This window comes from Salinarchaeum sp. IM2453 (genome assembly GCF_019693215.1).
Taxonomy (GTDB): Archaea; Halobacteriota; Halobacteria; order Halobacteriales; family Salinarchaeaceae; genus IM2453.
This window is the reverse complement of the sequence record NZ_CP081183.1, coordinates 2030147-2054542: the sequence shown is the minus strand read 5'-3', so window position 1 is coordinate 2054542 and position 24396 is coordinate 2030147. Positions and strand designations below refer to the sequence as shown.

At 45.7% G+C, this 24396-nt stretch carries 22 protein-coding genes; 7 read left to right on the top strand and 15 right to left on the bottom strand.

The annotated features are described in order from the left end of the window. The first annotated feature begins 11 nt into the window (after positions 1 to 11). Complete coding sequence (locus K0C01_RS09825; RefSeq protein WP_221169531.1) at positions 12 to 2021, top strand: VWA domain-containing protein; 2010 nt, start codon at positions 12 to 14, stop codon at positions 2019 to 2021. A gap of 132 nt (positions 2022 to 2153) precedes the next feature. Here the strand turns inward: K0C01_RS09825 and K0C01_RS09820 are convergent, their stop codons facing one another. The 7 genes from K0C01_RS09820 to cbiT are packed head-to-tail and all read right to left on the bottom strand — an operon-like array spanning position 2154 to position 7670. Next, entirely contained in the window at positions 2154 to 3086 is a 933-nt protein-coding gene (locus K0C01_RS09820) for a sirohydrochlorin chelatase (protein WP_221169530.1), read from the bottom strand. Then, positions 3076 to 3876 carry a precorrin-3B C(17)-methyltransferase gene (cobJ, locus tag K0C01_RS09815; RefSeq protein WP_221169529.1) on the bottom strand — a complete coding sequence of 267 codons (801 nt, stop codon included), beginning with the start codon at positions 3874 to 3876 and terminating at the stop codon, positions 3076 to 3078. The genes K0C01_RS09820 and cobJ overlap by 11 nt, the downstream gene beginning before the upstream one ends. After that, positions 3873 to 4694: a precorrin-3B C(17)-methyltransferase gene (locus tag K0C01_RS09810; RefSeq protein WP_221169528.1), complete on the bottom strand. Its 822-nt coding sequence runs from the start codon at positions 4692 to 4694 to the stop codon at positions 3873 to 3875. The genes cobJ and K0C01_RS09810 overlap by 4 nt, the downstream gene beginning before the upstream one ends. Further along, entirely contained in the window at positions 4691 to 5614 is a 924-nt protein-coding gene (cbiG, locus tag K0C01_RS09805) for a cobalt-precorrin 5A hydrolase (RefSeq protein ID WP_221169527.1), read from the bottom strand. The genes K0C01_RS09810 and cbiG overlap by 4 nt, the downstream gene beginning before the upstream one ends. Next, a complete protein-coding gene (cobM, locus tag K0C01_RS09800; RefSeq protein WP_221169526.1) occupies positions 5607 to 6440 on the bottom strand; it encodes a precorrin-4 C(11)-methyltransferase in 834 nt (277 codons plus the stop codon). The genes cbiG and cobM overlap by 8 nt, the downstream gene beginning before the upstream one ends. Beyond that, positions 6430 to 7119 (bottom strand): cobalt-factor II C(20)-methyltransferase, encoded by a 690-nt coding sequence (locus K0C01_RS09795; protein ID WP_221169525.1) that lies wholly within the window; start codon positions 7117 to 7119, stop codon positions 6430 to 6432. Before K0C01_RS09795 ends, cobM begins: the two co-directional genes overlap by 11 nt. Beyond that, positions 7116 to 7670: a precorrin-6Y C5,15-methyltransferase (decarboxylating) subunit CbiT gene (gene cbiT / locus K0C01_RS09790; RefSeq protein ID WP_221171246.1), complete on the bottom strand. Its 555-nt coding sequence runs from the start codon at positions 7668 to 7670 to the stop codon at positions 7116 to 7118. Before cbiT ends, K0C01_RS09795 begins: the two co-directional genes overlap by 4 nt. Positions 7671 to 7891: 221 nt before the next feature. Here cbiT and K0C01_RS09785 point away from each other — a divergent pair, with 221 nt between their 5' ends. The 4 genes from K0C01_RS09785 to K0C01_RS09770 are packed head-to-tail and all read left to right on the top strand — an operon-like array spanning position 7892 to position 12377. Beyond that, complete coding sequence (locus K0C01_RS09785; protein ID WP_221169524.1) at positions 7892 to 8893, top strand: threonine-phosphate decarboxylase; 1002 nt, start codon at positions 7892 to 7894, stop codon at positions 8891 to 8893. 1 nt (position 8894) lies between these two features. Beyond that, entirely contained in the window at positions 8895 to 10199 is a 1305-nt protein-coding gene (locus K0C01_RS09780; RefSeq protein ID WP_221171245.1) for a cobyrinic acid a,c-diamide synthase CobB, read from the top strand. Then, positions 10192 to 10812 (top strand): cob(I)yrinic acid a,c-diamide adenosyltransferase, encoded by a 621-nt coding sequence (locus tag K0C01_RS09775; RefSeq protein WP_221169523.1) that lies wholly within the window; start codon positions 10192 to 10194, stop codon positions 10810 to 10812. Before K0C01_RS09780 ends, K0C01_RS09775 begins: the two co-directional genes overlap by 8 nt. Then, positions 10812 to 12377 carry a cobyric acid synthase gene (locus K0C01_RS09770; protein WP_221169522.1) on the top strand — a complete coding sequence of 522 codons (1566 nt, stop codon included), beginning with the start codon at positions 10812 to 10814 and terminating at the stop codon, positions 12375 to 12377. The genes K0C01_RS09775 and K0C01_RS09770 overlap by 1 nt, the downstream gene beginning before the upstream one ends. Here the strand turns inward: K0C01_RS09770 and arsB are convergent. From arsB to K0C01_RS09745, 5 genes are all read right to left on the bottom strand, one after another. After that, on the bottom strand, positions 12374 to 13531 hold the full coding sequence (gene arsB, locus K0C01_RS09765; RefSeq protein ID WP_221169521.1) for an ACR3 family arsenite efflux transporter: 1158 nt from the start codon (positions 13529 to 13531) through the stop codon (positions 12374 to 12376). The two genes, K0C01_RS09770 and arsB, sit on opposite strands and share 4 nt — an antisense overlap. A 304-nt stretch (positions 13532 to 13835) precedes the next feature. Beyond that, the gene (locus K0C01_RS09760) at positions 13836 to 14129 is read right to left on the bottom strand and encodes a DUF3006 family protein (protein ID WP_221169520.1); all 294 of its coding nucleotides are present in this window, start codon (positions 14127 to 14129) and stop codon (positions 13836 to 13838) included. After that, entirely contained in the window at positions 14126 to 15160 is a 1035-nt protein-coding gene (locus K0C01_RS09755; RefSeq protein ID WP_221169519.1) for a ComEC/Rec2 family competence protein, read from the bottom strand. Before K0C01_RS09755 ends, K0C01_RS09760 begins: the two co-directional genes overlap by 4 nt. 115 nt (positions 15161 to 15275) lie before the next feature. After that, on the bottom strand, positions 15276 to 17750 hold the full coding sequence (locus K0C01_RS09750; protein WP_221169518.1) for a DEAD/DEAH box helicase: 2475 nt from the start codon (positions 17748 to 17750) through the stop codon (positions 15276 to 15278). Continuing rightward, on the bottom strand, positions 17747 to 19297 hold the full coding sequence (locus K0C01_RS09745) for a ribonuclease H-like domain-containing protein (protein ID WP_221169517.1): 1551 nt from the start codon (positions 19295 to 19297) through the stop codon (positions 17747 to 17749). The genes K0C01_RS09750 and K0C01_RS09745 overlap by 4 nt, the downstream gene beginning before the upstream one ends. 44 nt (positions 19298 to 19341) lie before the next feature. On the opposite strand from K0C01_RS09745, the gene K0C01_RS12830 reads away from it, so the two are divergent. After that, positions 19342 to 19464: a hypothetical protein gene (locus tag K0C01_RS12830; RefSeq protein WP_255568268.1), complete on the top strand. Its 123-nt coding sequence runs from the start codon at positions 19342 to 19344 to the stop codon at positions 19462 to 19464. Positions 19465 to 19886: 422 nt separating this feature from the next. Here the strand turns inward: K0C01_RS12830 and K0C01_RS09740 are convergent, their stop codons facing one another. After that, entirely contained in the window at positions 19887 to 20891 is a 1005-nt protein-coding gene (locus tag K0C01_RS09740; RefSeq protein ID WP_221169516.1) for an MBL fold metallo-hydrolase, read from the bottom strand. Between the two features lie 112 nt (positions 20892 to 21003). Then, positions 21004 to 22668: an aldehyde ferredoxin oxidoreductase family protein gene (locus K0C01_RS09735; protein WP_221169515.1), complete on the bottom strand. Its 1665-nt coding sequence runs from the start codon at positions 22666 to 22668 to the stop codon at positions 21004 to 21006. A gap of 252 nt (positions 22669 to 22920) precedes the next feature. Between K0C01_RS09735 and K0C01_RS09730 the strand changes: the two genes are divergently transcribed. Then, entirely contained in the window at positions 22921 to 23250 is a 330-nt protein-coding gene (locus K0C01_RS09730; protein ID WP_221169514.1) for an SHOCT domain-containing protein, read from the top strand. 7 nt (positions 23251 to 23257) lie between these two features. On the opposite strand, the gene K0C01_RS09725 is transcribed toward K0C01_RS09730, so the two are convergent. Beyond that, the gene (locus K0C01_RS09725) at positions 23258 to 24328 is read right to left on the bottom strand and encodes a mechanosensitive ion channel family protein (protein WP_221169513.1); all 1071 of its coding nucleotides are present in this window, start codon (positions 24326 to 24328) and stop codon (positions 23258 to 23260) included. Positions 24329 to 24396: the final 68 nt, after the last annotated feature.

Here is a 24396-nt window from a genome sequence, read left to right as displayed (position 1 = left end):
CTACTACAAGTATGGTTGGTTTGGAGGATTCAGATGCCTACCTCCCGTTCCCAGCGATTGTTGGGCAGGAGGACCTCAAACAGGCATTACTCGTGCTTGCAGTGAACGATTCACTTGATGGGTTGTTGATCCGGGGAGAAAAAGGGACCGCAAAGTCAACAGCAGTTCGGGCTCTTTCTGAAGTTCTTCCAGAGCAGAAGGTAATCTCAGACTGTCCTTATGGATGTGATCCAGAGAATCCAGAACTACAATGTGAAGACTGCCAGAGTCGTGATGACGTACCTGTTGATACACGACCAGTGCCACTCGTAACATTGCCTCTTGGAGCAACTCGTGAGCGGGTAGTTGGAACACTCTCAGTCTCGGATGCTCTCTCAGGAGATGCAACATTTGATCCAGGACTGCTTGCGCAGGCTAATCGGGGAATACTGTATGTTGATGAAGTAAATCTTCTCGATGATCATCTCGTTGATGTTCTTCTTGATGCCGCAGCGAGTGGAATCAATCGTGTAGAGCGGGAAGGTATGAGTATTACTCACCCTGCGTCATTCATGCTTGTTGGCACGATGAATCCTGAAGAAGGAGACCTCCGACCGCAGTTCAAAGATCGGTTTGCTATGCAAGTATCGGTACAGGGGGCTGAAGAGATTGATGAAAGGGTTACGGTAATTGATCGGGCGCTCAATCAAGAAGCGGTTACGGAGTCCCACCAAGATGAAGTCAGCAAACTCAGGGAGCAAATCAGTCACGCCAGAGAACGGTTATCAGATGTTGATTTACCTGATTCACTGCGTCGAGAAATCGCAACTCTGTGTCGAAATGCAGGAGTTGATGGGCACCGAGCAGATATTGCTACTGCTCGGGGCTCGTTAGCACTTGCCGCGCTTAATGAACGAACACGGGTAACAGCGTCAGATATCCATACTGCAGCTCGTTTAGCACTTCCTCACCGTCTTCAGAGTTCCCCGTTTGAGGAGCAGCCAGACGTTGAAGATGTGCTCGAGAACGACCTAAATGATAATTCCGATGAGCAAGATTCAGCATCTAATCGTGATGGCAATGATGAGACACGCAACCGAGATCCAAAAAAAGACGCCAATGGTAAGAATGACAATGTTTCCCCGGACATAGATGGGGACTCAACAAGTGCAGAAAAGAACGGATCAGATTCGGACAGAGGTGTAAGTCAAGGATCGTTAAAGGATAATGATCAATATTCAGATAAGTCTATCTCAGAAGCTAACGAGCAGTCAACGGAGCTAACAGATGTTGGTTCACTTTCAGTGGATTTTCCTGATACAGATCCAGAGAGCACATCAGAAACTGGACGGCTTGCATCCGTTGCAGACGCAGCAAATACAGGGGCAAAAATCAGAACTGAGCAAGCTGACAATGCGGACGATATTGATGTATCTGCATCAATTCGCCAGGCTGCACAACGTGGAGATACAGAGCTTTCCAAATCGGATTTACAAACGTCCGTAAAAGAGGGTCAGGAAACTGCTCTTGTTGTATTCGTTGTTGATGCGAGTGCATCGATGAAACCGGCGATACGAACGGCAAAAAGCGTAGTTATGGAACTGCTCAAAGATAGCTATCAGAACCGAGATGAGATCGCGTTTATAACGTTTGCAGGAGAAGATGCTGACATTGTGTTACCACCAACGGACAGTGTAGCACTTGCTGCCCGCCATCTGAAGGAACTGCCACTAGGTGACAAAACACCATTGCCAGCAGGGTTAAACACAGCAGCCAAGCTACTTTCTGATGTCAGCCCAGCTAAAGGTACTATAGTATTGGTAACTGATGGAAAAGCAAACACGGCCACCGGAGATATAACTGAAGCAACGGAATCTGCTGCGAGGAACCTTACCGAAAAAGCCGCTAAATTACTTCTTGTGGACACCAGCGATAATACTGATTATGCCGGAGTAACCGATCAAATAGTGAAGTTCCCAAATACTACCCGAATTTCGATTGAGGAACTCTCAGCTGAATACGTTGAAAAGACGCTACAATAACTGCGACATAATCTATTCCGCAGAGGATTTCAACTATATAACTCAGAGTGTTTTTGCTTATTTCGTTTCACAGAAATATCGAGACAGATGCCACAGGACTTAACTCCGAAATCGTTGATATAGGCGCGAGACTCAATGACTGTGTGTATGTCCATGACTGTGATCATGGCTGTGACCGTGGTCATGATCATGTGCGTGTTGGTGCTCAATCGCTTGGATAAGTGCATCTTTACCACCTACCTCAGTTTCGAGATCAGCAAGTGTCATTCGGTATTGACATGTGTCACAAGACATACTGACAGCATCACCTCTTGCTTCTTTCCACCGGTCAATAAGGACATCAATCAGATCAACATCGCTCCCGACGACATTCGTAGTTGTTACCTCTATATCACTATATTCCGCTGTAAAATCATCAGCCTGATTTCGGATTCGTTCTGTTAGTACACCGTCTCCGAACATGTACGGTACAACGATGATTGCGTCGGGGGATTGGTTTGCCGTCATGTGGAGAACATCATCAAGTACCGGATCAGTCATCGTAAGGAAAGCAGGGTTAACCGTCGTGAATTCTCTTCCTTCATAGAGTAACCGAGCAAATTTATATGTATCTGCATTTGCATCTGGGTCACTGGACCCCTTAGGACAGAACACGACAGCAATTTCATCAGATATGCGGTCAGCTTCGAGTTCTGACTCGGCAACTGCGATTCGATTTGCAACTAAATCAATCATTCCAGCGTGCACGCCGAGATGTGATCCATATCGAACAGTAGCCCCAGTGATTTCTTTTCGAGCTTGTTCTATCTTAAGAGGGATATCTATCTTAACGTGCTTCGCACCAAACAATAACAACGGAAGGACAACGATCTCGTCATAGTCATCGGCTAATGAGATGATTGCCTCGTCAACTGCTGGGTGGGCTTGTTCAACGAACGCAGCTTGAACCGGCACATCAATATGCTGGTCAAATGCTTCTACAATCGTCTCAACCTGGCTGTTTGCCTGTTCTTCTGGTGATCCGTGGCCAATAAGGAGGATGGCCTCGTCATGATCAGTAGTCATATTTTTGTTCGTATCCGCGTGGGGTGATCATATGCCCATTCCACTCGTAGGTCTCAGTTGTTCCAATCAACACAGTTGTCCGCATATCAATCAGATCGGTATCTCCGGCCGACAAAAGGTCGGAAAGTTCGATAATTCGAGTTCTCTCTTCGTCTCTCCCTGCGTTTTGTACAATTCCGACCAACGTCGATGGAGAGCGGTGTTCAAGCAGGATATCACACGCTTGCTGAAACATCCCTGTTCTACGAGAACTCCATGGATTATAAATTGCAATCGCAAACTCTTCAGCAGCAACGGCACGCAGTTTAGATAATATTTGATCGGCTGGAACAAGATAATCAGAGAGGCTAATACTTACCGTATCAGTAACCAGCGGTGCTCCCAGCCGAGCAGCACATGATTGGGCTGCTGGAACTCCTGGAACAACAGTAAATTCAATATCTGTGGCCGATCGTGATTCTAAAATCTCAAGCGCTAAACCTGCAAGTGCATACACATTCGGATCGCCACTACCAATGAGTGCAACCTCCTTGCCGGTTTCTGCATAGTCAATAGCTTTCTCTGTACGGGATACTTCACCACCCATCGCTGTTTGATGGACTGTTTCTGTGGATTCAAGAATCTCATCCGGAAGTAATTCCACGTACGTACTGTATCCAACAATAGCGTCAACTGATCTCAGGGCGCTGTGTGCTCGCTGAGTCATTCCTGAGAGGCTCCCGGGACCAATGCCGATGGCAAAAATATGTCCGTTCAATTCAGAATCAGAACTGTGTTGTGTAGTTGTCATAGCGACTGTTGAAATTTCTCTGGCACCTCTGTACCTCGAGGTGTGATAAGGTACTTCCGATGGTTATTCGACCAAATGACAGTATTTTCATTACCGACTAAGATTGAGGTAGACATTCCATTGATGTGTGAATTAATCTCATCTATGTCACCTAACGTAGTGATATGATGATCTTCCCCGTTTGGATGACGGCCGGCGTCTTTGCGACCTATATCGGAGAAAACTGCGACAGGCGTCTCTGGAGCATGAACAGCCTGCAATACATCAATAGCCTGACTATAGTTTCGCCAGCAATTGTACAGCACAATAACGAATCCGCCTTCGGCAGCAGCCTGTATTTTGGTTTCAATTTCAGTCCAATCCCGCCAGTTACTTCCCAGAGAGATTGTACAGAAGTCGCTTGAAAGTGGAGCACCAAGCTTTGCGGCACCACTTAGTCCGGCAGTAACACCGGGGATAACCTCAATTGGAATATCCGTGATATTCTGCTGTTGGGCAATGATAAACAGAAGGTCAGATTTACCGTATACATTCGGATCACCGCCAGAGATGTGAACTACGGTTTGTCCTTCTCTTACTCGTTGGAACGCCTCTGTTGCTAGCTCTGATTGTCGGTCCATTGAAGAGTCAAGCACGTCAGGAGTACGCTCCGTTTCTGTTTGAGAAATAATATTTCCCTGCCGGAGGAATTGCTGGTAAAGTGGAGCTGCGATAATACAGTCGGCAGTTTTAATTATTTCTTGTGCTTGGGTGGTCATCTGCTCAGGAAGCCCAGGTCCAATACCCACAACGTAGAGCTTACCAGTATTTTCAGTCATCGTGCAACCGCCACCGTTACTGTCTTCTCATGCTGCTGCTTCTTGACCAACAGTTCATGGTCCTGTCCAGCGGCGATTGCACTTGCTTCCGCGATACCTGGCCAGTTTAATATCTCGGCTGCTTTTGATTCAGACGGACCTTGATGCTGTGAGAGTGTGTTCTTGTCAAAGCAGACAACGCCTAAATCCAATTGCTGTGCCGCAGAAAATAATCCTGATTCGTCTTGTTTGCACGTACCCGTAGCGATACACTCAACATCCTCAAACGAAAGGTCAGCTGTAGCAAGTGTTGACTGCCAAGCACTGAGAAATTGTTCCTTCGTAGCTCCTGATTTACTTCCAGTACCAATGACAACTCCGTCATTTACATTGCGGCTAAGAACTGTTGTTTGGTCGTCCACAAGAACAGCACTCGGGCCATCGACACGGACAATTGGCGCAAGATTGTCTTCAAGAATTGCTAGATTTGTCGCAACAGTCGATGGGCGATTTTCAATTGTAGCGTTGAGAGTGTCCGCATGTTGTTCTACGCTTTGTCTACCAGCAATTTCAGATGCAGTTGTAACAGCTGGGATTATATCTAGTGATCTCAATTCGTTTGCTATTTGATTTGCTCCATGGTGCCCGCCAAGCAATGGTACTGCATATGTCCCATTTGAGTCAACAGTTACCACTGCTGGATCTTCCCACTTGCTGTCTATTAGGGGTGCTATCTTCCGAATTGTAATGCCACTTGCCATCAAGCAGATAAAACAATCCGTTGATTTCCAGTAATCTTCAAACACAGAAGACTCGTAAGGGACTGCTTGGATGTTATAAGTGGGCCGTAGCAATGAGAGGATTTCATCTGCAAGCGGCTGAGTTCGGTCAAATGTTATGATAGTAATCTGAGCGTCACTACTGAGGGTTGTATCACTCATCTCGATCACCGTTAGAGCCAACCTCATCGGTGTTTTGCTTGTGCTGCCAGTCACTGTATAGTGACGACCGTGCATAGTTAGCCTTGGTAACAGCCTTGCCAATGAGCATGACAGCAGACCGGTTATATCCAGCTGCATTGACCTCTTCGGCAATTGTCGTAACTGTGCCAGTAATCACGTCTTCTTCTGGCCAAGAGGCCCGGTAGATTACCGCCACAGGTGTCTGTGGGTCATGTCCATCGGCTATGAGTCGATCCATAATATCCTCAATCGCATGTGTTCCAAGGTAAACACAGGTCGTTGTATCATTCATTCCAACAAACTCACTGATGCGATCCTGTTTTTCCTCCAATGTCTCTCCATGGGGTCGGGTTATCACGACGTGATTAGCAACCTCTGGTAACGTAAGTTGTGTCTGGAGCGCAGCACTCCCTGCAAAGGCAGCAGTTACGCCAGGGACGATATATGTAGGAATATCTCGCTTCTCAAGTTCATCGATCTGCTCGACAATTGCACCATAGATTGCCGGGTCGCCACTGTGGAGCCGAACAACGGATTTCCCATTGTTATACGCAGTAGCTAACACTGAGATGATCTCGTCTAACTCTTTTGATGCACTGGATACCTGTTCAGCACTTGAACAATAAGCAGAGAGGATATCACTGTTGACGAGTGACCCAGCGTAGACAACGAGGTCAGCATTTTCTAACAGTTGTCGACCAGTAACGGTTAGCAATCCAGGATTTCCTGGACCAGCACCAATAAATGGAATACCGTTTTTCCGGTCGCCAACGGACCGCTCGTGGTTCGTCTGGTTAGGTCCCATTATTCTCACCTCCACCTATAGACGGAAACCGAATATCTTGATGTCGAGCATATCCAAGAGTAAAGTAATCGCGATCCTCAAGATCATCTGGGTTCTGCGTGATAACTGTTGATTCATCTTCCATAAATAACCGTCTACCATACCAAACATCGTATCCAGCTTCGGTCAACTTCGAATGAGTTGTTGGAACGTCAGTGATTTTCAGAAGGACCATTTGATCTGGTCCAGTTGGTGCAGTACCATTAGGGGCTTCAGCTAACATGAGATTTGTACCACTAACGACATCAACATCAAACGCACTGGCAAATGCGGTCGCAGCACTAACCCCTGGAATAACTTCGATATCAATTGTGGAATGATTGTTTCGCAGTGCTCGCCGCAAGTGACCAAACGTGGAATAAATTGACGGGTCACCGATCGTAACGAATGCAGCTTTGTCATCTGTTTTTTCAACCACATGATCAGCTGCTGTCTGCCACGCTTTCTGAAGTTTATCCTTATCCGTCGTCATTGGAAATTGGATCTCAACGATATTGGATGCAGAAACATACCCAGAAATAATTGTTTGGGCAAGGTCACCAGGTATAAACACTGTATCAACTTGTTCAAGCACTCTTTTCCCACGAATTGTTAGCAATTGTGGGTCTCCTGGGCCCACTCCGATACCATATAATTTCATATTGTATCACCTGTTGTTGAGCCAATAATCATATACACAGCATCTAAGTTCTCAAACGCCGTCTCACCAGCTAGTGTGTATCCGTGGTCAACTCGGATTTGTAGCACGTCGGCTAGAATGTCACGTTCTCGAAATGTCTCAATTGCACACCCAGCACGTTCAATACGGGCTACATTCATAATGATTCGATCTGCACCAGATGCAAGCGCTTTGTCGATAACTTCGATATAGTTACGAGATCCACCGATGAAGACAGCATCAGCCTCATCAGGGAACGCCTCAGGTGCTTCAGCCTGATGCACCGTAACTGGGGCCGAGGTTTGATTTGCTGCAATATTCTTTTGTGTTGCTTTAACACTGTTAGGGTTTCTCTCAATGGCCGTCACCTTTCCTGCGTGCCGTGCGGCAGCGATACTCACAGCACCAGTGCATGACCCGACATCAACAAAGTGATCATCATCATCGAGATTGAATTTGTCAATAAGTACTGCTCGTATCTCAGGCTTAGTTGGGCCTGCAGGTGCGTCGTGTGGTAGTGAAATCGACCCCATCATTTTCCAGTGTCTGCTCATATCGTTAAAACAATTACGCTTGAACTAATGCAAATATAATTACAGACAGCAAATGTACAGCACAAGTCATCTTTCACGCGTAATAGCTATACACATAGACTCTAAGCCCCTTGAGCCGTCACATAATGTAGCCACCGGTAATTTGAGGAATATCAGCAGATGAGCGCAATCAATTAAATCCAATAGACTCAGGAATAAGCATGACACAAGGACAAGTTAATCGTGTACATCACGGAGGAACAACAGACGATGAGTTGATCGATTTTAGCGCAAATACAAATCCGGTTGTTCCAGATGGCGTACGTGAACAGTATGAGTCTGGTTTTGAGCTCGCACGACGGTATCCAGATGATACATATACAACCTTTCGGAAGCACGCGAGTAACGCTGTCAGCTGTGATCATGAGTTAGTTGTTCCAACAGCTGGCGGGCTCGAAGCTCTTCGACTGGCAGTACAGAGCACTGTTGATCAAGGAGATCGGGTTGCAATTCCCGCACCAAGTTTTAGCGAATACCATCGTGAAGTCAGATTACAAGGAGGAGACCCAATTTGTGTACATTCTCAGAAAATACTGGATATTAACCCATCAAAGTATACAGCAGTTATAATTTGTAATCCAAATAATCCTACTGGCTACCTGTATAGTCGAAGTCACCTCGAGACACTTATTCAGAAATGCAGACAAGCGAATACAGCAGTTATTATCGACGAAGCGTTTCTTGATTTTACAAATCAGTCCTCACTTGCGGGAACTCCTGGAGCAATCGTGCTCCGATCGCTCACCAAAATGTATGGACTGCCTGGAATTCGTGCTGGATATGCAGTTGCTAGTGCAGAATACCAAGAAAAGATCAACTCAATACGACGAACATGGAATCTGAGTACACCAGCATTACTAACAGGTACCTACTGTCTTCAGCAGCAATCATTCGTATCAGAGACAAAAGACCGAGTCCAAGAAGAACGTATACGAATCTGGAATGAGCTTGCATCAGATTTCACAGTTATTCCTTCAGACGCCCCATTTTTATTGATAGACACAGGACAACAATCTGTTGACAAAATTTGTAAAACAGCTAAGTCAGCTGGGATTAAACTCCGAGATGCCCGGACGTTTCATGGATTAGACAATCATATTCGTATCGCTGTTCGGATGCCTGAGGAGAATGATGATCTTATTGAGGTGTTGAGCAATGTCTGATATACCTGGAGTTATTGTCGCTGGAACGCACTCTGGAGTGGGAAAAACTACGACAACGTTAGCAATATTAGCGGGACTCGAACAGCGATGTGATGTACAGCCAGCCAAGGCGGGGCCAGATTTTATTGATCCAATGCATCATCAGGCGGTTGCTGACCAGCCCTCTCGCACGCTTGATCCATGGCTGCAAGGAAATGATGGGATGTATCGTCAATACCAGCGATTTGGTGGAGATTTATGTGTTATTGAGGGCATGATGGGGTTATATGATGGAACGGAAACCTCAACAGCCGAGGTTGCTCGGGGTCTTGATCTACCAGTTATCCTTGTCGTAGATGCTAATGCATGTATGGAAAGCGTTGGAGCAATGGCCTTGGGATTTGACCAATATGATGATGTTAATATTGTTGGGATAATCGCACAGCGAGCGCATGGAGGAAAACATGAAGAAGGGATTAAGCGGTCGCTTCCTGAGGAGATAGAGTACCTTGGACGAGTTCCACCAAACGATGATTTAGCGATACCTGACAGACACCTTGGGCTTACATACGGAGCGGACTCAATCATCGGTACGGATTCCCTCAATAAGATTACCGAAACACTCGCTATTGAGCAAATACGGTCATTAGCACAGCCACCAGCAGACCGACAAACGGCAAACAAAGCACAGCAAAGAACAAATACAGACAAAACGGTCGCAATGGCTTGTGATGAAGTATTTTCATTCTATTATCCAGAAACCGTGACTAGAATCCGTTCAACCGGGGAACTGAAGGTATTTTCTCCAATTGCTGGTGACGAGGTCCCTAATGCCGATGTAATTTATCTTCCTGGCGGATACCCAGAGTTACAAGCCAAAAAATTGGCCGATAGCCAGACACTTGATGAGATATATACTAGATCTGTCAATGGTACCCCGATGTATGCAGAGTGCGGTGGATTGATGACTCTCGCAGAAGAGATTGTGGTCACTGACCAAAGTAATCTAACACCAGGCCACTATGACATGGCAGGTGTGCTTCCAGCTAAAATAACGTTTGATGGAAACCGGGAGGCGCTTGGATACACAGAGTTGCAGGCTGTGAAGAAGACAGCAGTAACAGACAAAGGGAAGAAATATCGAGGTCATGAATTTCACCACTCCAAAGCGCGCCCAGGACCGGACGCCCGGTATGTATTTGACGTTAAACAGGGTACAGGAATTAATGATAGTCAAGATGGTCTTACAGAGTATAACACAGTAGGTGCGTATACGCACTTTCACCCAGCAAGTGGAATCTTTGACCGATTAGTTAACTATGCCTGATTGGAATATATCCTCAAACGCTCCAGATGAGTTTGGACTGATACAAGTCTACTGGGGCGATGGTAAAGGCAAGACTACGGCGGCACTTGGAACGATCATCCGTGCAGCAGGACATGGGTATAGAGTACATATGTTACAATTTCTAAAGACGGTTGAAGAAGGTCCGTATCGACCGGGAGAATATACCGTGCTTGATAGTATACCGAATGTGAGTCGTGAGTCAGTTGGAGCCGAAGGGTGGCATCGTCCAGAGCAAAACAATGAAAAGTTCAGAAAGGCGGCGATGGAAGGAATAACCCGGGTTAAGGATTTGTTTGAGGGCGTAAAACAGGCAGAGTTAGAAGATATTCTTTCAAGCACCGGTGATCCGAAAGATGGAGTCCATCTGCTAGTCCTTGATGAATTATTGTATGCCGTCGAACGGGACTTGATCGAAGAAGGTGAAGTGCGTAATATCTTGGAAAATAAGCCAGACCAACTGGAGATTATTATAACAGGAGGCCACAAGCGACCGGATTGGATAACAGATATTGCAGATCTAATCTCCCATGTTGAAAAGGAAAAACACCCTTCAGAGGCAGGATATCAAGCTCGACGGGGAAGTGAGTATTAATGACTGAGACAATTCTTGTTGCTGGGACAGCATCTCATGTTGGTAAGTCAACAGTTGTGACAGGACTTTGTCGAATACTCGCGGATCAGGGGTTCACCGTAGCACCATTTAAAGCGCAGAATATGTCAAACAATGCCCGCGCCGTCCCGAAAGCAACACAAGAGGATACATTCGGCGAAGTCGGAATAGCACAGTATGTTCAGTCACATGCAGCAAGACGACAGCCGAATACAGATATCAATCCGGTGTTACTCAAACCACATGGAGATGAAGCGAGCCAGTTAATACTTGATGGGGACGTTGTTGCCAAGTATGATGCCCGTGACTATTATGAATCACAGTGGAATCATGCATATAACGCAGCCAAACAGGCGTGGAGCCGGCTTTCTGGCTCTCATGATGTGATTATCGCAGAGGGTGCAGGTTCAATTGCTGAGATTAACCTCCATGATCGAGACTTAGCAAACGTTGAAACAGCACGGTTTACAGAGGGGGCTATTATTCTTGTCGCAGACATTGAACGTGGTGGAGCATTTGCTTCGATTTTAGGTACGATTGAGTTGCTGCCAGATGATATAAAAGATCAGGTGATTGGGGTCGTGATTAACAAGTTCCGAGGGGATGAGACACTCCTTGATCCAGGCATAGACAGGATTGAGAACCAAACTGGGATTCCAGTATTGGGGGTTCTTCCTTGGAGACAGTTTGGATTACCAGAAGAGGATAGTCTCTCTATTCCAGCAGGAGATGTAGAGACAACAGTTGGTAAAGATACGGTACCAACGGAACAGCAGGTAACGATCATAGTACCACGCCTACCAAGGATATCTAATTTTCCAGACCTTGATCCGCTCGCCACTGTTCCGGGAGTACGGGTTTCGTATCGGCCGCTTACTGCGGAAATCTCTGACGGGGACGCTGTAATTATTCCAGGGACGAAGAATACAGTTGATGACCTTCTAGCACTTACTGAAGCAGGATTCGATGAAAAACTACGATCATTTGATGGGCCAATTATTGGAATCTGTGGCGGATACCAACTTCTTGGCGAGCAAATTCATAATGCAGATCTTGAAGGGACAGTTGAAAAGTCCACTGTAGATGGACTTGGATTGCTTCCTGTTGAGACAGAATTTCAGACAGAAAAAACAGTAAGAGAACGAACGTTCATTGTATCTGGAACAGGCCCGATTTCAGGGGCAACTGGAGAGGCAACTGGCTATGAGATACATATGGGACAAACAACAGCACAAGATAGTGTGTCAACACCATTTTTGACACCTGAGGACGAGACAAGCGCGGTTAAATACGGAGTTAGTAAAGGGAAAGTCCTCGGGACATACTTCCACGGGATCTTTGAGAATAAACAAATTCGGACATCGTTTCTTGATACAGTATATGCCTCCTCCGGTGGTACACGACCTGTAGAGAAAGAACAGAAAAATCCCATTGACAAAGCTGCGGATTGGTTACTGAATAATATGGAAATGAGCAAAGTATACGCAGCTATATCTATTGGGGAGCAAGGAGCTTACTACGAGGAAAAGAAAAGAGACGGGAATTAGTTATCGTCACCAGGTGAGTTCGTATTCTCAAGTTGCCCAGTATCGTACCCTCCCCAATCAAATTTCTCTTGGAAGTAAATTGCTACGTATACAAGGGCAAGCAGGACGGGGACTTCGATCAATGGACCAATAACAGTGGCAAAGGCAACACCAGAGCCAACCCCAAATATTGCCACTGAAACGGCAATTGCAAGTTCAAAGTTATTCGAAGCGGCAGTAAATCCGATCGCCGTTGTTGTTGAGTAATCAGCACCAATGCCGCGCCCCATCATGAAACTGACAAAGAACATGATGATGAAATAGATAGTTAATGGAATAGCAATCCAGACAACATCAAGTGGCTGTGCGAGAATATTCTCTCCCTGAGTAGCAAACATCACAATCACAGTAAAAAGCAGTGCGATCAGCGTCAAGGGGCTGATTTTAGGAACGAGCTGTTCTTGATACCACTCTTCGCCTTTTGTTCGAACACCTCCAAGGCGTGTGAGTAGTCCTGCAGCAAATGGGATGCCAAGAAAGATAGCAATTGCTTCAAATACCTGTGCCGCCGTGACATCAAAGTCTCCAATACCAGCGGCAAGCTGGTCCAGCCCAAGTACATCTGGGAGATACAGTGCGAAAAATGCGATGTAGATACCGTAAGTAATGATCTGGAAAAGGCTGTTAAATGCGACTAATCCTGCGGCGTATTCACTGGACCCATCAGCAAGGTCATTCCAGACAAGCACCATTGCAATACAGCGAGCCATCCCGATAAAAATCAGCCCAAGGAAGTATTCAGGATGTGCCGGAAACGGTGGCACTAACCCGCTGAAGAAGATCACCGCTAGAAGGAACATAAGAGTGGGACCAATCAGCCAGTTCTGGAGGAGGCTTAAACTCAGAATCCGCCATTTACTAAAGACACGAGGCAATTGTCGATAGTTGACTTTCGCTAACGGCGGATACATCATGGCGATAAGGCCAATCTCAACAAGATAATAATCTTGGATCGGCTCAACAACACCCGGGGCGACGTATCCAAGCCCAACTCCAATACCCATAGCAAGGAAAATCCAGACAGTGAGATACTTATCCAGAAAGTCCATTGATCTTGGGTCGCCACAGTCAGGACAGTCACAATCAGGGCCGTGATCGTGATCCAGCTCACTCATTGCCGAATCCCTCCGGACTGTCAGTAATCCAGTAATGGCAGTGGATATCCACTGTTGGTTGTCTACATACATCAGGCCGATTCATAATATTACGATACCAGCGAAGTAATCGTCCCCATCTACAAGGCGGCTTTGTCAGTTGTGCCATCAAAAATACAATTGAACATATATTCAATTAAATGCTTTGGAGCAGTAGTGCAAAAAAAAGTACAAGGGATTTTGCAGTCAGATATACTACATTATCTGAATTGAGCATTCATCCCTGCAGAAGAGCAAAACCAATTGTTGCAGTCAGTGGGAGTGTTCATTCATCCTCAGTTCGTTCAGATAGTGGTGTTGATATATGGTCAAGTGTCTTTTTAATTGATTCTCGGCGCTTTTGCGTTTCAGTTTGCAAGTATGTGTACTCAATCGGGGAGTCATCAGCAAATTTTACCGAGACAAGTCCTAATTCATCCTGCGCCTGTTCTGGGAGTTCTGTGACAGGTACCACTTTCTCATCGATTGTTTCCCCCTCATCATTTTCAACTAACAGGACAGCATGTTTCCCATCTACAATTCGATCGACCGCCGCTGTATATATTCCACTGAGTGTCATACTTGTATCAGTGGGGTCTGATCGATTAATATGGTGTCGGTCAGTTGTCCGAGCGAATTGCTAGAAGCATCTTCGACTGGGTTCATATCACGAAGTTGTAGCGGATCGGTTGGCCCTTCTTGCTCAGTGGTAACGCTGACATTTATTCCATCAGTTGTTACAACCGTTGTATTATGTATACCTGTCCAATATGTCTCGATGTTGTGGGCAGCAAACCGTTCGAGCACCGCATCATGAGGGTGTCCATACTGACTGTCAAAGTCACTTGAGATAACAACAACTTCTGGGGACATTGCCTCAAGGAACGGTTCACTCGACGAAGTATTCGACCCGTGATGCCCGGCCTGGTATGTATGTGCGGAGAGATCTACGTCTAATTCTTCTACTAATCGTTGTTCTATCGGTACTTCTGCATCGCCGGTTGTGATATAGACAAATTCACCAAATTCGATCTTCATTACCACGCTGTTCTCGTGGAAGTCATCTGACTGTCGCTCCTCCGGTGGATTCAATATGGATGCACTCACGTTTCCTGCAATTGGTATTTCATCGCCCTCTTCGATTATCAGCAGCTCACCAAGATACTCTTCTGTTGCGTTGATGTAGTCACCGTATGTTTGAGTGTCATGCTCAACACCGGGATCGTAGGCATTACCGATTCCATCGTATTCTGTCTCAAACGTTTCAATAATATCAGCATGTCCACCAATGTGATCTGCATGCGCGTGTGTAGCAACAAGGTGATCAATCTTAGTGATATCCTGTTGCTCAAGGTAGTCGATTACAATTTCACCGTTATCCCAGTGATCTCCAGAATCGATCAGCATTGTCTCGTTTTTACGAGTTTCAATAAGTGTCGCATCTGCCTGCCCAACGTCTATATGATGAACGGCAACGTCCCCACTAACGTTAGTTATGTGTGATGGATCATCTTCATCATTTTCACTATTCCCATCGTTAGTGTCAATCAGCTCAGCACACCCGCCTGTGAAAATAATGGTCACAATGACAATAATAGTATGGTATTTCATGACAAACAGCGTTGTATGGGATTATATCCGATCAATAATAGGGATTATGATAAATCACACTATGAACGCTACACTCGCTTGGTAGCCGTTTTATCTGAGCAAACTTTGGAATGTGTTAATTCTCGTTGATTGCACACAGCACATCATTGAGGATCATTGAACCGCTAAGTGTGTCTAATGGATCATTGTTGTTGCCACAATGCTCGGACATGACACAGAGTGGGCACCCTCTGCGACGAGAACACTGGCAATTCTCAACGCGGTCTAATGTTCGTTTGGCCAAGGCTGTGAAGTTCTCGTAGATTGCTTTCGAGAATCCCACGCCTCCATCAATTCCATCATGGATGAACCAAACAGGCCCGGGAATTGTATGGTGATGGTGACGGGGAGTCGATAAGCCACCAACATCTGCATTATCAATCATCAATTCAAGAGGTGCTAATTGAATTATTCCATGCTCCGCTGCATGCAGTCCACCGGCATATGTATATCGTGCTGGTTCATCTGGAACTCGTCTATCTTCCTCCGCCCGAGTAGATGGGACAAGATAATTGCCGTCAAGAGCCGCAATAGTCTTTGAACAGTGCTGTTCCGGGAGGCTAACCCACATCAACTCAGTATTCAGTTCGAGTGGTGGAGAACCTGTTTTGAGTCCGTGCTGAATAATATCTCCTGTGTAGATATCGCGCACGTGGTACCGGTCGTACTGTATGTTGACAGTCCCTTCTCCAAAGTACAGATCATATCCATTTGCAAGAGGCCGATGGTTGATGACGGTAATGTCTTGGATAGATTTATTCGATTGAGTCTGTGTGTAGCTGTGAACGTCTGTTTTTGTGACAGTAATTTGTGGTCGCGGTGATGTATGATCAACCTTAGCAACTTTATATTGTTGTCCAGCATGGAGAAATAGTGCACCTTCATGGTAATCTCGATAGGCGCGCTCTTTTGACACCGGGTCATGGTCAATTTCGCCATGTTTACAGATGACTGTATATTCGGTGCTGTCAGTTCCGTACAATGAGATCCGAGATTGGGGACGGGGATCTCCGGTGTAAGTGACACCCCCTCCATCAAGCGAGCCTACCTCTTCAAGAAATCCTGCTTTCTGCCACATGGCAACAGTCTCTCCAAACCGTGATTCATCCCCAAAGAACATGGCATCCTCTGACTGGAGTGGGCGTTCTGAGGCAGCGGCCAAAATATGATCGCTGTATATCTGTTCATTACTAATCGATACGACAGCATCTTCGACGGACTCTGCTTCAGTCAGATACGATGGATGCTCGAAGATGTAGCCATCCATTGCATCCATACCACCGATAAGAACGGACACTGCATCGTTATCTCCTCTGCCGGCCCGCCCGACCTGCTGCCAGAATGATTGTCGTGTTCCTGGATATCCAGCTGTCACAGTTGCATCAACTGATCCAATATCGATTCCCAGCTCAAGAGCATTTGTTGTTGCAACAGCATCGAGTTGTTCGTTTTTGAGCCGGGTTTCAACCTGCCTTCGCTGCTGTTTGCCGAGACCAGCATGATACGCTTGAGTCTCAACAAAGCCACTTTCGGGATGGTCTTGTGCTGCATTTACGATTTGTTTTGCTCCAACCTCAGTTCCCTGCCTGGCTGTACAGAACTGTAGCGTTTGTGCTCCATTAATACCAAGATGTGCGGTTACACTGGCTGCTTCTGTTCCCGTTGCAACCCGAGCCTGTTCATAATCTCCAAGTGGATCGTCTGGGTTGTCTGAGAGTTGAGACTCATCAATCGGTGGTTCCCAGAAAATAATATCCCGCTGTCCGCGGGGTGATCCGTCCTCATCAACAACAGAAAATTCAGCGCCTGTAAGTCGGGCTCCATGCTCTGCAGGATTACCTATCGTTGCCGTTGTCATTACAAACTGTGGATCTGTATCATAATAGTTCAGCAGACGGCGCAATCTGCGGATGATAAATGCAACATGAGTTCCTGTGACACCACTGTATTCGTGAGCTTCATCAACAACAACTAACTCAAGGTTATTGTAGAATCGGTGCCAGCCACGATCTTTGTTATGGCGAAGTAAATAGACATTTAGGCCAGCAGGGTTTGTCAAAATGACATTTGCCTGTTTTCTAATTCGGCGCTTTTGATCGCTACTTGTATCACCGTCGTAAACACCAATAGTAATATCAAGGTTCCAGTCGTCCTGCAACTTTGTTTGTAATTCGTTCTTCTGGTCGCGCGTCAATGCTTTCATCGGAAAAAGGCAAAGCGCAGTGTTCTCTGGGTTACGCAGATAGTTGCGTGCAATTTGTAAGGCGTATACCCACGTTTTTCCAGATGATGTGCTCGTTGTCACAACAACATTCTCCTGTTCGGCAAGGAGATCAAGTGCCTCTGCCTGATGTGTCCACAAGTCAGAACCAACACGATCAGCGAGCTTCGGTCGGAGAACCTTATCCGGGTTAACGGATTTTCCGTCTCTGGGGTTGATGCGCTCAGCATATTTGATCTGTCCTTGGTATTCAGGATATGCTTCTTCAAAATTACGTTCCGATAGCGAAGCCTCGTTCAAAGTTGTGTCTGGTCGTCGTTTATTACTCATGTGAAATCAGAAAGTGCCCCTTGTGTGCTATTTGATCGACGTTTTTGCTGTTGGTTATCAATAGGTTGGTGGCTGTTCTTTAGTGCTTCGTAGATTGATGCGAGTGCACGTACATCGTCCTCACAGTACCTTTCAAGCCGAGACCAATCAGGGCGGTATGTAGACTGTTCATCACGTTGATTATTAAACGCTGACCGATACGCAGTGTATATTTTCGCCACAAGTTGGCCATTAATCCCAGTCGTATTTGGCGTCCAACCAAGCGCTTCTGCTACCTGCTCTAGTTGATTGGTCGGCCCAGGTAAAATAGCGTTGCCGCCATCTTGGTGTTGCGCCCACCATAATAGATCAATCTTGCGTAGACTTTCCCACGTTTCGATTTGATCGTAGCAGTGTTGTTGAATTTGGTCACGTAGTACAGGAAAATCGAACCCGTAACCATTCCATGTAACTATGGGTCGGTCGGCGGCATTGGCCTGCACCCAGAATACAAAATCTTCAATATGTCGAAAATCTTCCGGCTGTTGCTCTCTGAATGCAAGATAACTACCATGTTCAGCTGTACCATCGAGGACGCCAATCAACCAGACAGTTGAGGGAGCAAGCCCATCAGTTTCGATGTCAATATAAATGGGGTCCTTATCAGGGAGCGGATTTTCTCCCGTAATAATAGGTTTATTGCTAATTTGTCCTTGTGCTGCTTGTTTAATGTTCTGTGCGGTAGATCGGCCAACCTTTGGTAGTTGCTGTAGATCACGAAGTGTTGCATCAGCAATCTGTTGTACTGTTGTATACCCGTTCTGTCGAAGGTATTTAGCTCGTGTGGAACCAACACCCTGCAACCCACGGATTCCAAAATTTACTGGATCCATTTCACTGTGAGTAACTGCACCATTCTCAAAAACATCAAATATACCAATAGTATCAGTTTGTGTATCGCATCCAGCACTACTTGTTTCGTCTCCCTGACCGATCCCGACAATCTGGTATCTTGTTCCGTCAATAGACTTAATGGTCCGATATCCAGAACGGAGTTCCGTAGAGCAATGGATGCCTTGTTCATAGTTTAATGAATCTGGTAGCTGATTTAAATACGATTGTAGACCTTTTAGCGTTGTTGTACGGTCGTACGGGTTGATACGGAGTGAAATTTGATTCGTGATATAAATCGAAAGAGAAGCATCGAAGGATGCCGGAGGATCAGATGCTTGATCTACAGGTTCAAGTGACTCTACTGACAGCGATTCAACACTGTGAGGTATTGTGTAGATCATCGTATCCTTGTTGACCAAATATGAGTCGGGAGTTTGTACTCGGCCACAGGAAAGAACGGACTGTGAAGAATCATATAATGCTCCAGGAACATGATGTTCGTCAGGTGGGATTGCAATAATCGCGTCTGGAGCGTGATATTCTATAGCCCTTTCAAGAGTATGAGACATACACATCGAGGTGATATGACCAGAAACTGTGAGAAAGCGAGTTGGACTGGAGTTCTCAGGAGGTAACTTGTATGGAGATGAATGATTTACTGCCGGTTCAGACATGCTATCTGGCAGAAAAAGTGGCTGAACAAACTTGTGATTTACTCATGTCGAAAATGGATATGCTTGAGCTCAATTTAGCATTATTCTCTAGTGAGCTACCCCTGTCTACTCGCCGCCTTCGGCGACTCGTTGAGAACGAGGAGGTGGCCTGCAGAAATGGAAGTTAACTCATTGAAGTTGTGTCATATAAGATTATACACATACAACTATCGCACAGATATATTTTACCTACCCTACGTTTTGGCGATTCACATGGACTCCATGAATTTCTGTAGTTGCTAATTCTGTCGATAACGCATCTAAGTTTAAATTCAATTAGATTATATGGATTTTGAGATCAGTAATATAGGTAGCTCTACCACCGATCCTCACTTGAACTACCCGCGGCTAAATCCGGGAGTTTTTGTCTCGGGGTTTCTACAGTAATGAGGCGGTTTAGTCACCGTATAAAATAAACTATATTTGGCAATTAAGGGCATACTATATGTGTTAGTCAACAGGATCTCCAGATCCTATAGTACTTGATTCTGCCTAGCATAAAATAATAAAACTTGGACACGCCTAGAAAATACAGTCGGGCAGATATCGCTCAGAAGCATATATCAATTATTTCACTGGACTGATTTGACTCAGCTAATGACTCAACGTGTGATGAAAGCTGGTATGTGCCTGCTTCGTAATGTACTGCACCGGTCCGTTCCAAATGATCCAGATGTGCATATGCCTCGCCGGGACCGTGGAGGATGTGTATATTCTCAAGTTTTCCAAAAAGATGATTACTAACTGTCCAGGCGTCACAAGGACCTTCATTTACAAGCACGTTGATTATTCTAATCGTGCGGTCTTTGTGATGTTCTATAATCTCTGTCGCACGGGTTACCGGATTATCAATCGGGGATCGATGTCCAGGCCATGCACGGGTATAGTTTGCGTCAATTATCTGGCCAAGGCCGTCAAGATATTGTTTAAGCGGTTGGACAACTCGAAGATCAGCCCCACCAACGTTAGGTGTATACATCGGCAATAGGGTATCACCGGTAAAGGCAATGTCCGCTCCATTATTGACTTCAAATAGACACAGTCCAGCTGTGTGTCCAGGAATATGAACTACGCGTAATGTTGTCGATCCAAAGGTGAATGTATCCCCATCTTGAATCGGCGTCACGTCTGGTGACCGCATTGTCAGATCGGTTTGTCTGAAGAACGATTCAAGATCTTGTTGCTTGTGCTCAGGCATTCCCCACTGGTCATAGTACTCCATTCTGGTTTCGTACATGTTCTTCCAAGTTTCGGAACGTTGTTCAACGAGTGGGAGATCCTTCTCGTGTGCATGTACAGATGCACCACTCCTTGCCTGAATTTCGCCGGCTAATCCGGCATGATCATCGTGCCAATGTGTAAGAAAAATATGATCAATATCAGAGATACCGGTATTGTACTCTAAAATCCCGTTCTGGAGTTGATTTAGGGTTTCTGGTGTGCCATCACCAGTATCAATTAATATTGTTTTTTCCTCCGTCTTGAGAAGATATGCATTATTGTTACCTTCAAACGATGTATTTGACAACTGAATCTGTTGTACCTCGACTGTCATCAGTGTAGCTAGTGGCATTACATATTCAAAAAGGTATGCTACTGGTCAACAACCTCGGGTCAAGCCCCGAGGCACGCTGCCTGCTTTCTCTGTAGACAACCAGATTGCTTGACTACAGATCAGCCGGTAACTGGCTATCCGGAACAACTCCAGCATTCCATCCGCGTTCTGTATAGTACTCATTGATGGCTTCGTTTAAATCAGGGAGGTCATATGGAAGACGGTCATCACTAGCATCGAACCCGCGCTGATTGTTGAAATGCCGTTCGAGGGTGACCGTCTTCGCGCCAACATTGAGAAGTGTGTCGAACTCACACGCAAACAGTTCTTCATACCGGTCTGGAGTCATGTAATCACGGGCGAATTTACAAAGAACACCTGAGTCGTTGACAGCCATCAAATTCTCTCTACGGACAAGTCGGGATGCTTTACCAAGAGTTCCTTCTGGATCCATTGCTTTGTGTTCTGAAGCAAGTGGATACTCAACAGAATAAAACGTTGCATACATGTGATCAGCACCTCTGTTAGCAACCGCATAGGAAAGTCCTTGGCCATGTAATACTCGCCCTTCATGTGCAGCAAAATCAAGACCTTTTACGGACCAGTTCTCAACGCCAAGGTCCTCGTGGACTCGATCAATTCCCTCAGCTAATTTATCACCAATTCCTTCTCTGTGGGCGATTTTTTCAAGTAACCGATGAATTAAGTCAGTGTTGCCGAATTCGTCTTCAGCGGCAAGGTAAGCAGCAATCGTGTTGCCTGCAGAGATGGCATCAAGCCCATAGGAATCGCAAAGGTCATTTGATTTCATTACTGAAACAATTTCATCGACGCCCGAGTTTGACCCGTGTGCCATTGCCACCTCAAATTCCGGTCCCTCTGTCTCAATGCCAGTTTCTTCATCACGCGTTGGGAGTTTACATGCAAAAGCACACGTTGAGCAGGTTCCTTTTTTGTACTTTTTGTCTGCGACTGCGGCACCGTTGATTTCTTCGACTCCATCAAAGGATTGTTCTGAAAAGTAGTATGACGGAAGACCATTGATCTCATTAGCTAGGTCCATAACTGAGACAGTCCCCTGGTCTTTCATAATATGGTCGTCAGTTGCTGCTTCTCTGTGGATCTCCTGTTGGATTGATGGGATCTCAATTGATGGAGCACGGTCGCCAGCAAAGGTGACCGCCTTCACATTTTTTGCACCCATAACAGCACCGAGACCTCCTCGTCCAAAGGCTCGCTCACCAGATGTCATAATTGAAGCAAATCGAACGGCATTCTCACCAGCTGGCCCGATAACTGTCGTTTGATCAGGTGAAATATCCCGTTCTGCTTCAAGATATTCGAGTGTCTCAGGAACGGTTGCACCATGGAGGCTATGGGCTGGCTCAAATTGGACCTCATCATCTCGAACGTGAATAACAAGAAGTTCATCACTACTGCCAGCTAACTCAACTGCAGCGTAACCCGTACTAGCAAAGTTACGAGATAAGAATCCACCAGCGTTGCTAGATAACAGACCATCAGTAAGAGGAGATATACCAGTGCAATTCATCCGTCCAGTAAAGCTCATCTGTGACATCTGCAGTGGACCGGTCGTGAAGAAAAGTCGATTCTTTGGTCCCATCGGATCCGCATCAAACGGAATTCGTTCGTGGGCTAATCGAGTTGCAAGCGCTCTACCACCGATATACTTGGAGGTAAGTGAGTCGATATCAATATCCGTCGTTGAACAAGCCCCGACATCGATAGAAAGGAGGTCACCAGTAGTGTGTAGCATGCACGTACAGGGAGAAGAAATAGAACCTTAATAAGTGTTCTCCATGAATCAGAGATTACGATTGAAACAAAGAGCCCAGCCTCTGAGTTTTGAAACAACCTGAGATTATATAATTTAGCATACAATAGCTCTCAAGTCGTTTGAATACGTAATCTACATGTGAGAGAACCTATAACAGATGCGTTGGTTAAATGGCTATTAGTAGGAGCCGTAGCAATATTTTTACTTTCACAGGTGATGCTCTCGTTAGCAATGTCAATGGGTGGAGTTGGTTCACATATGGGTGGACCAATGATGGGGATGATATTTGTACCACTGATGATGGCCCTCTTTATTATCATCACATATGTTGGATACAAGTTTGTAGTAACAACAGAATCCGACAGCAACGAGCAGTTGGAAGCGGTAGAAGCACGAGAGCTCAGAGAGCAGTATGTTGCTGGGAAAATCTCTGAGCGAGAATTTGAGAGACAATTAGAAGAAGAACTTGATCTATCAAAAGAAGAGATCAATATCACAGATGACTCACTGCTAGATAGAGAACTTGCTGCATCAAACAAAGAGAAAGAAAAAGAATCATAGCACCTATTCAATCCGACTCCTCCTCATTATCTACAAGATCAGTATCACGTCCCGGGGAGTCATCAGCAGTTGATATACGAACATCGCGCTGGGGATATGGAATGTCGATGTCAGCTGCTGCGAGTGCGTCATAAATTGCCGTATTTAACCTGTCTTCAATAACTCGTTTTTTCCGAGGCTGGTCGATCCAAACGAGCAGTTCGAAAATAACTGCAGAGTCACCAAACTCACGAAGATGTACACGAGGCTCTGGTTGATTGAGAACTAATCCTTCTTTTTCCACAACATTATGGAAAACAGATTTTACCTCAGCTGGATTTGCCTCATACGAGACACCGACTGGTAAGTGTAATCGACGTGTTGGTTGTGGAGTTGAAAGGTTTGTAATAATCTCCTCGTTTAGTTGTCCGTTTGGAATGGTAACGATGTCACCATCAAGAGTTGTAAGTGTTGTACTTCGTATACTGATGTCATTTACATATCCCGTAATATCGGCGCTTTCAATCTCAATAAAATCACCCTTTTGGTAGGTATCATCAGCATACAGAGATAAGCTTGCAAGAAAGTTAGCAATTGTTTCCCGGGCAGCAAATCCTAGTACAATGCCGAGGACACCTGCAGAAGCAAGCAGTGGTGTGATTTCAATGCCCCAGATTGACATGAGTACGCCAGCTCCGGAAAGTAGGATCACAATCGTCCAAATGTTTTGAACGATAGGGGCTACCGTCTGTTCAAGTTGCTCCGTTTTGACGGCTGCTTTAATTCCAATGCGTCCAGCACGGAGAAACCCGGGAAGCCAAAGAAGAACACCAACTGTCCAAAAACCTGGTGTCACAACCGGTTGAGCTTGTGCTGGAATCGGAAGGGGTTGGAGAAACACCCAAACAATAAAAAGAAATGCCGTGCCAACAACTGGCCGTCGGAATACCGAGCGGATTGTTTGTGGATCAGTACCTGGTAGGTATGAAGCGAGGTATTCAATGCCTTTGCTGATGACTATATACGCCAAAACAAGCCCGCCAAGGCTGACAACGGCGGCAATAAGAAGTTCAGTGAGCGTTTCTGCATCGGAAAGCACAGTTGTTTAAATGTAGTGCAGACACTTGTCAGCATTGGCCAGAAACTGTTGTAAAATATCAATGCTGC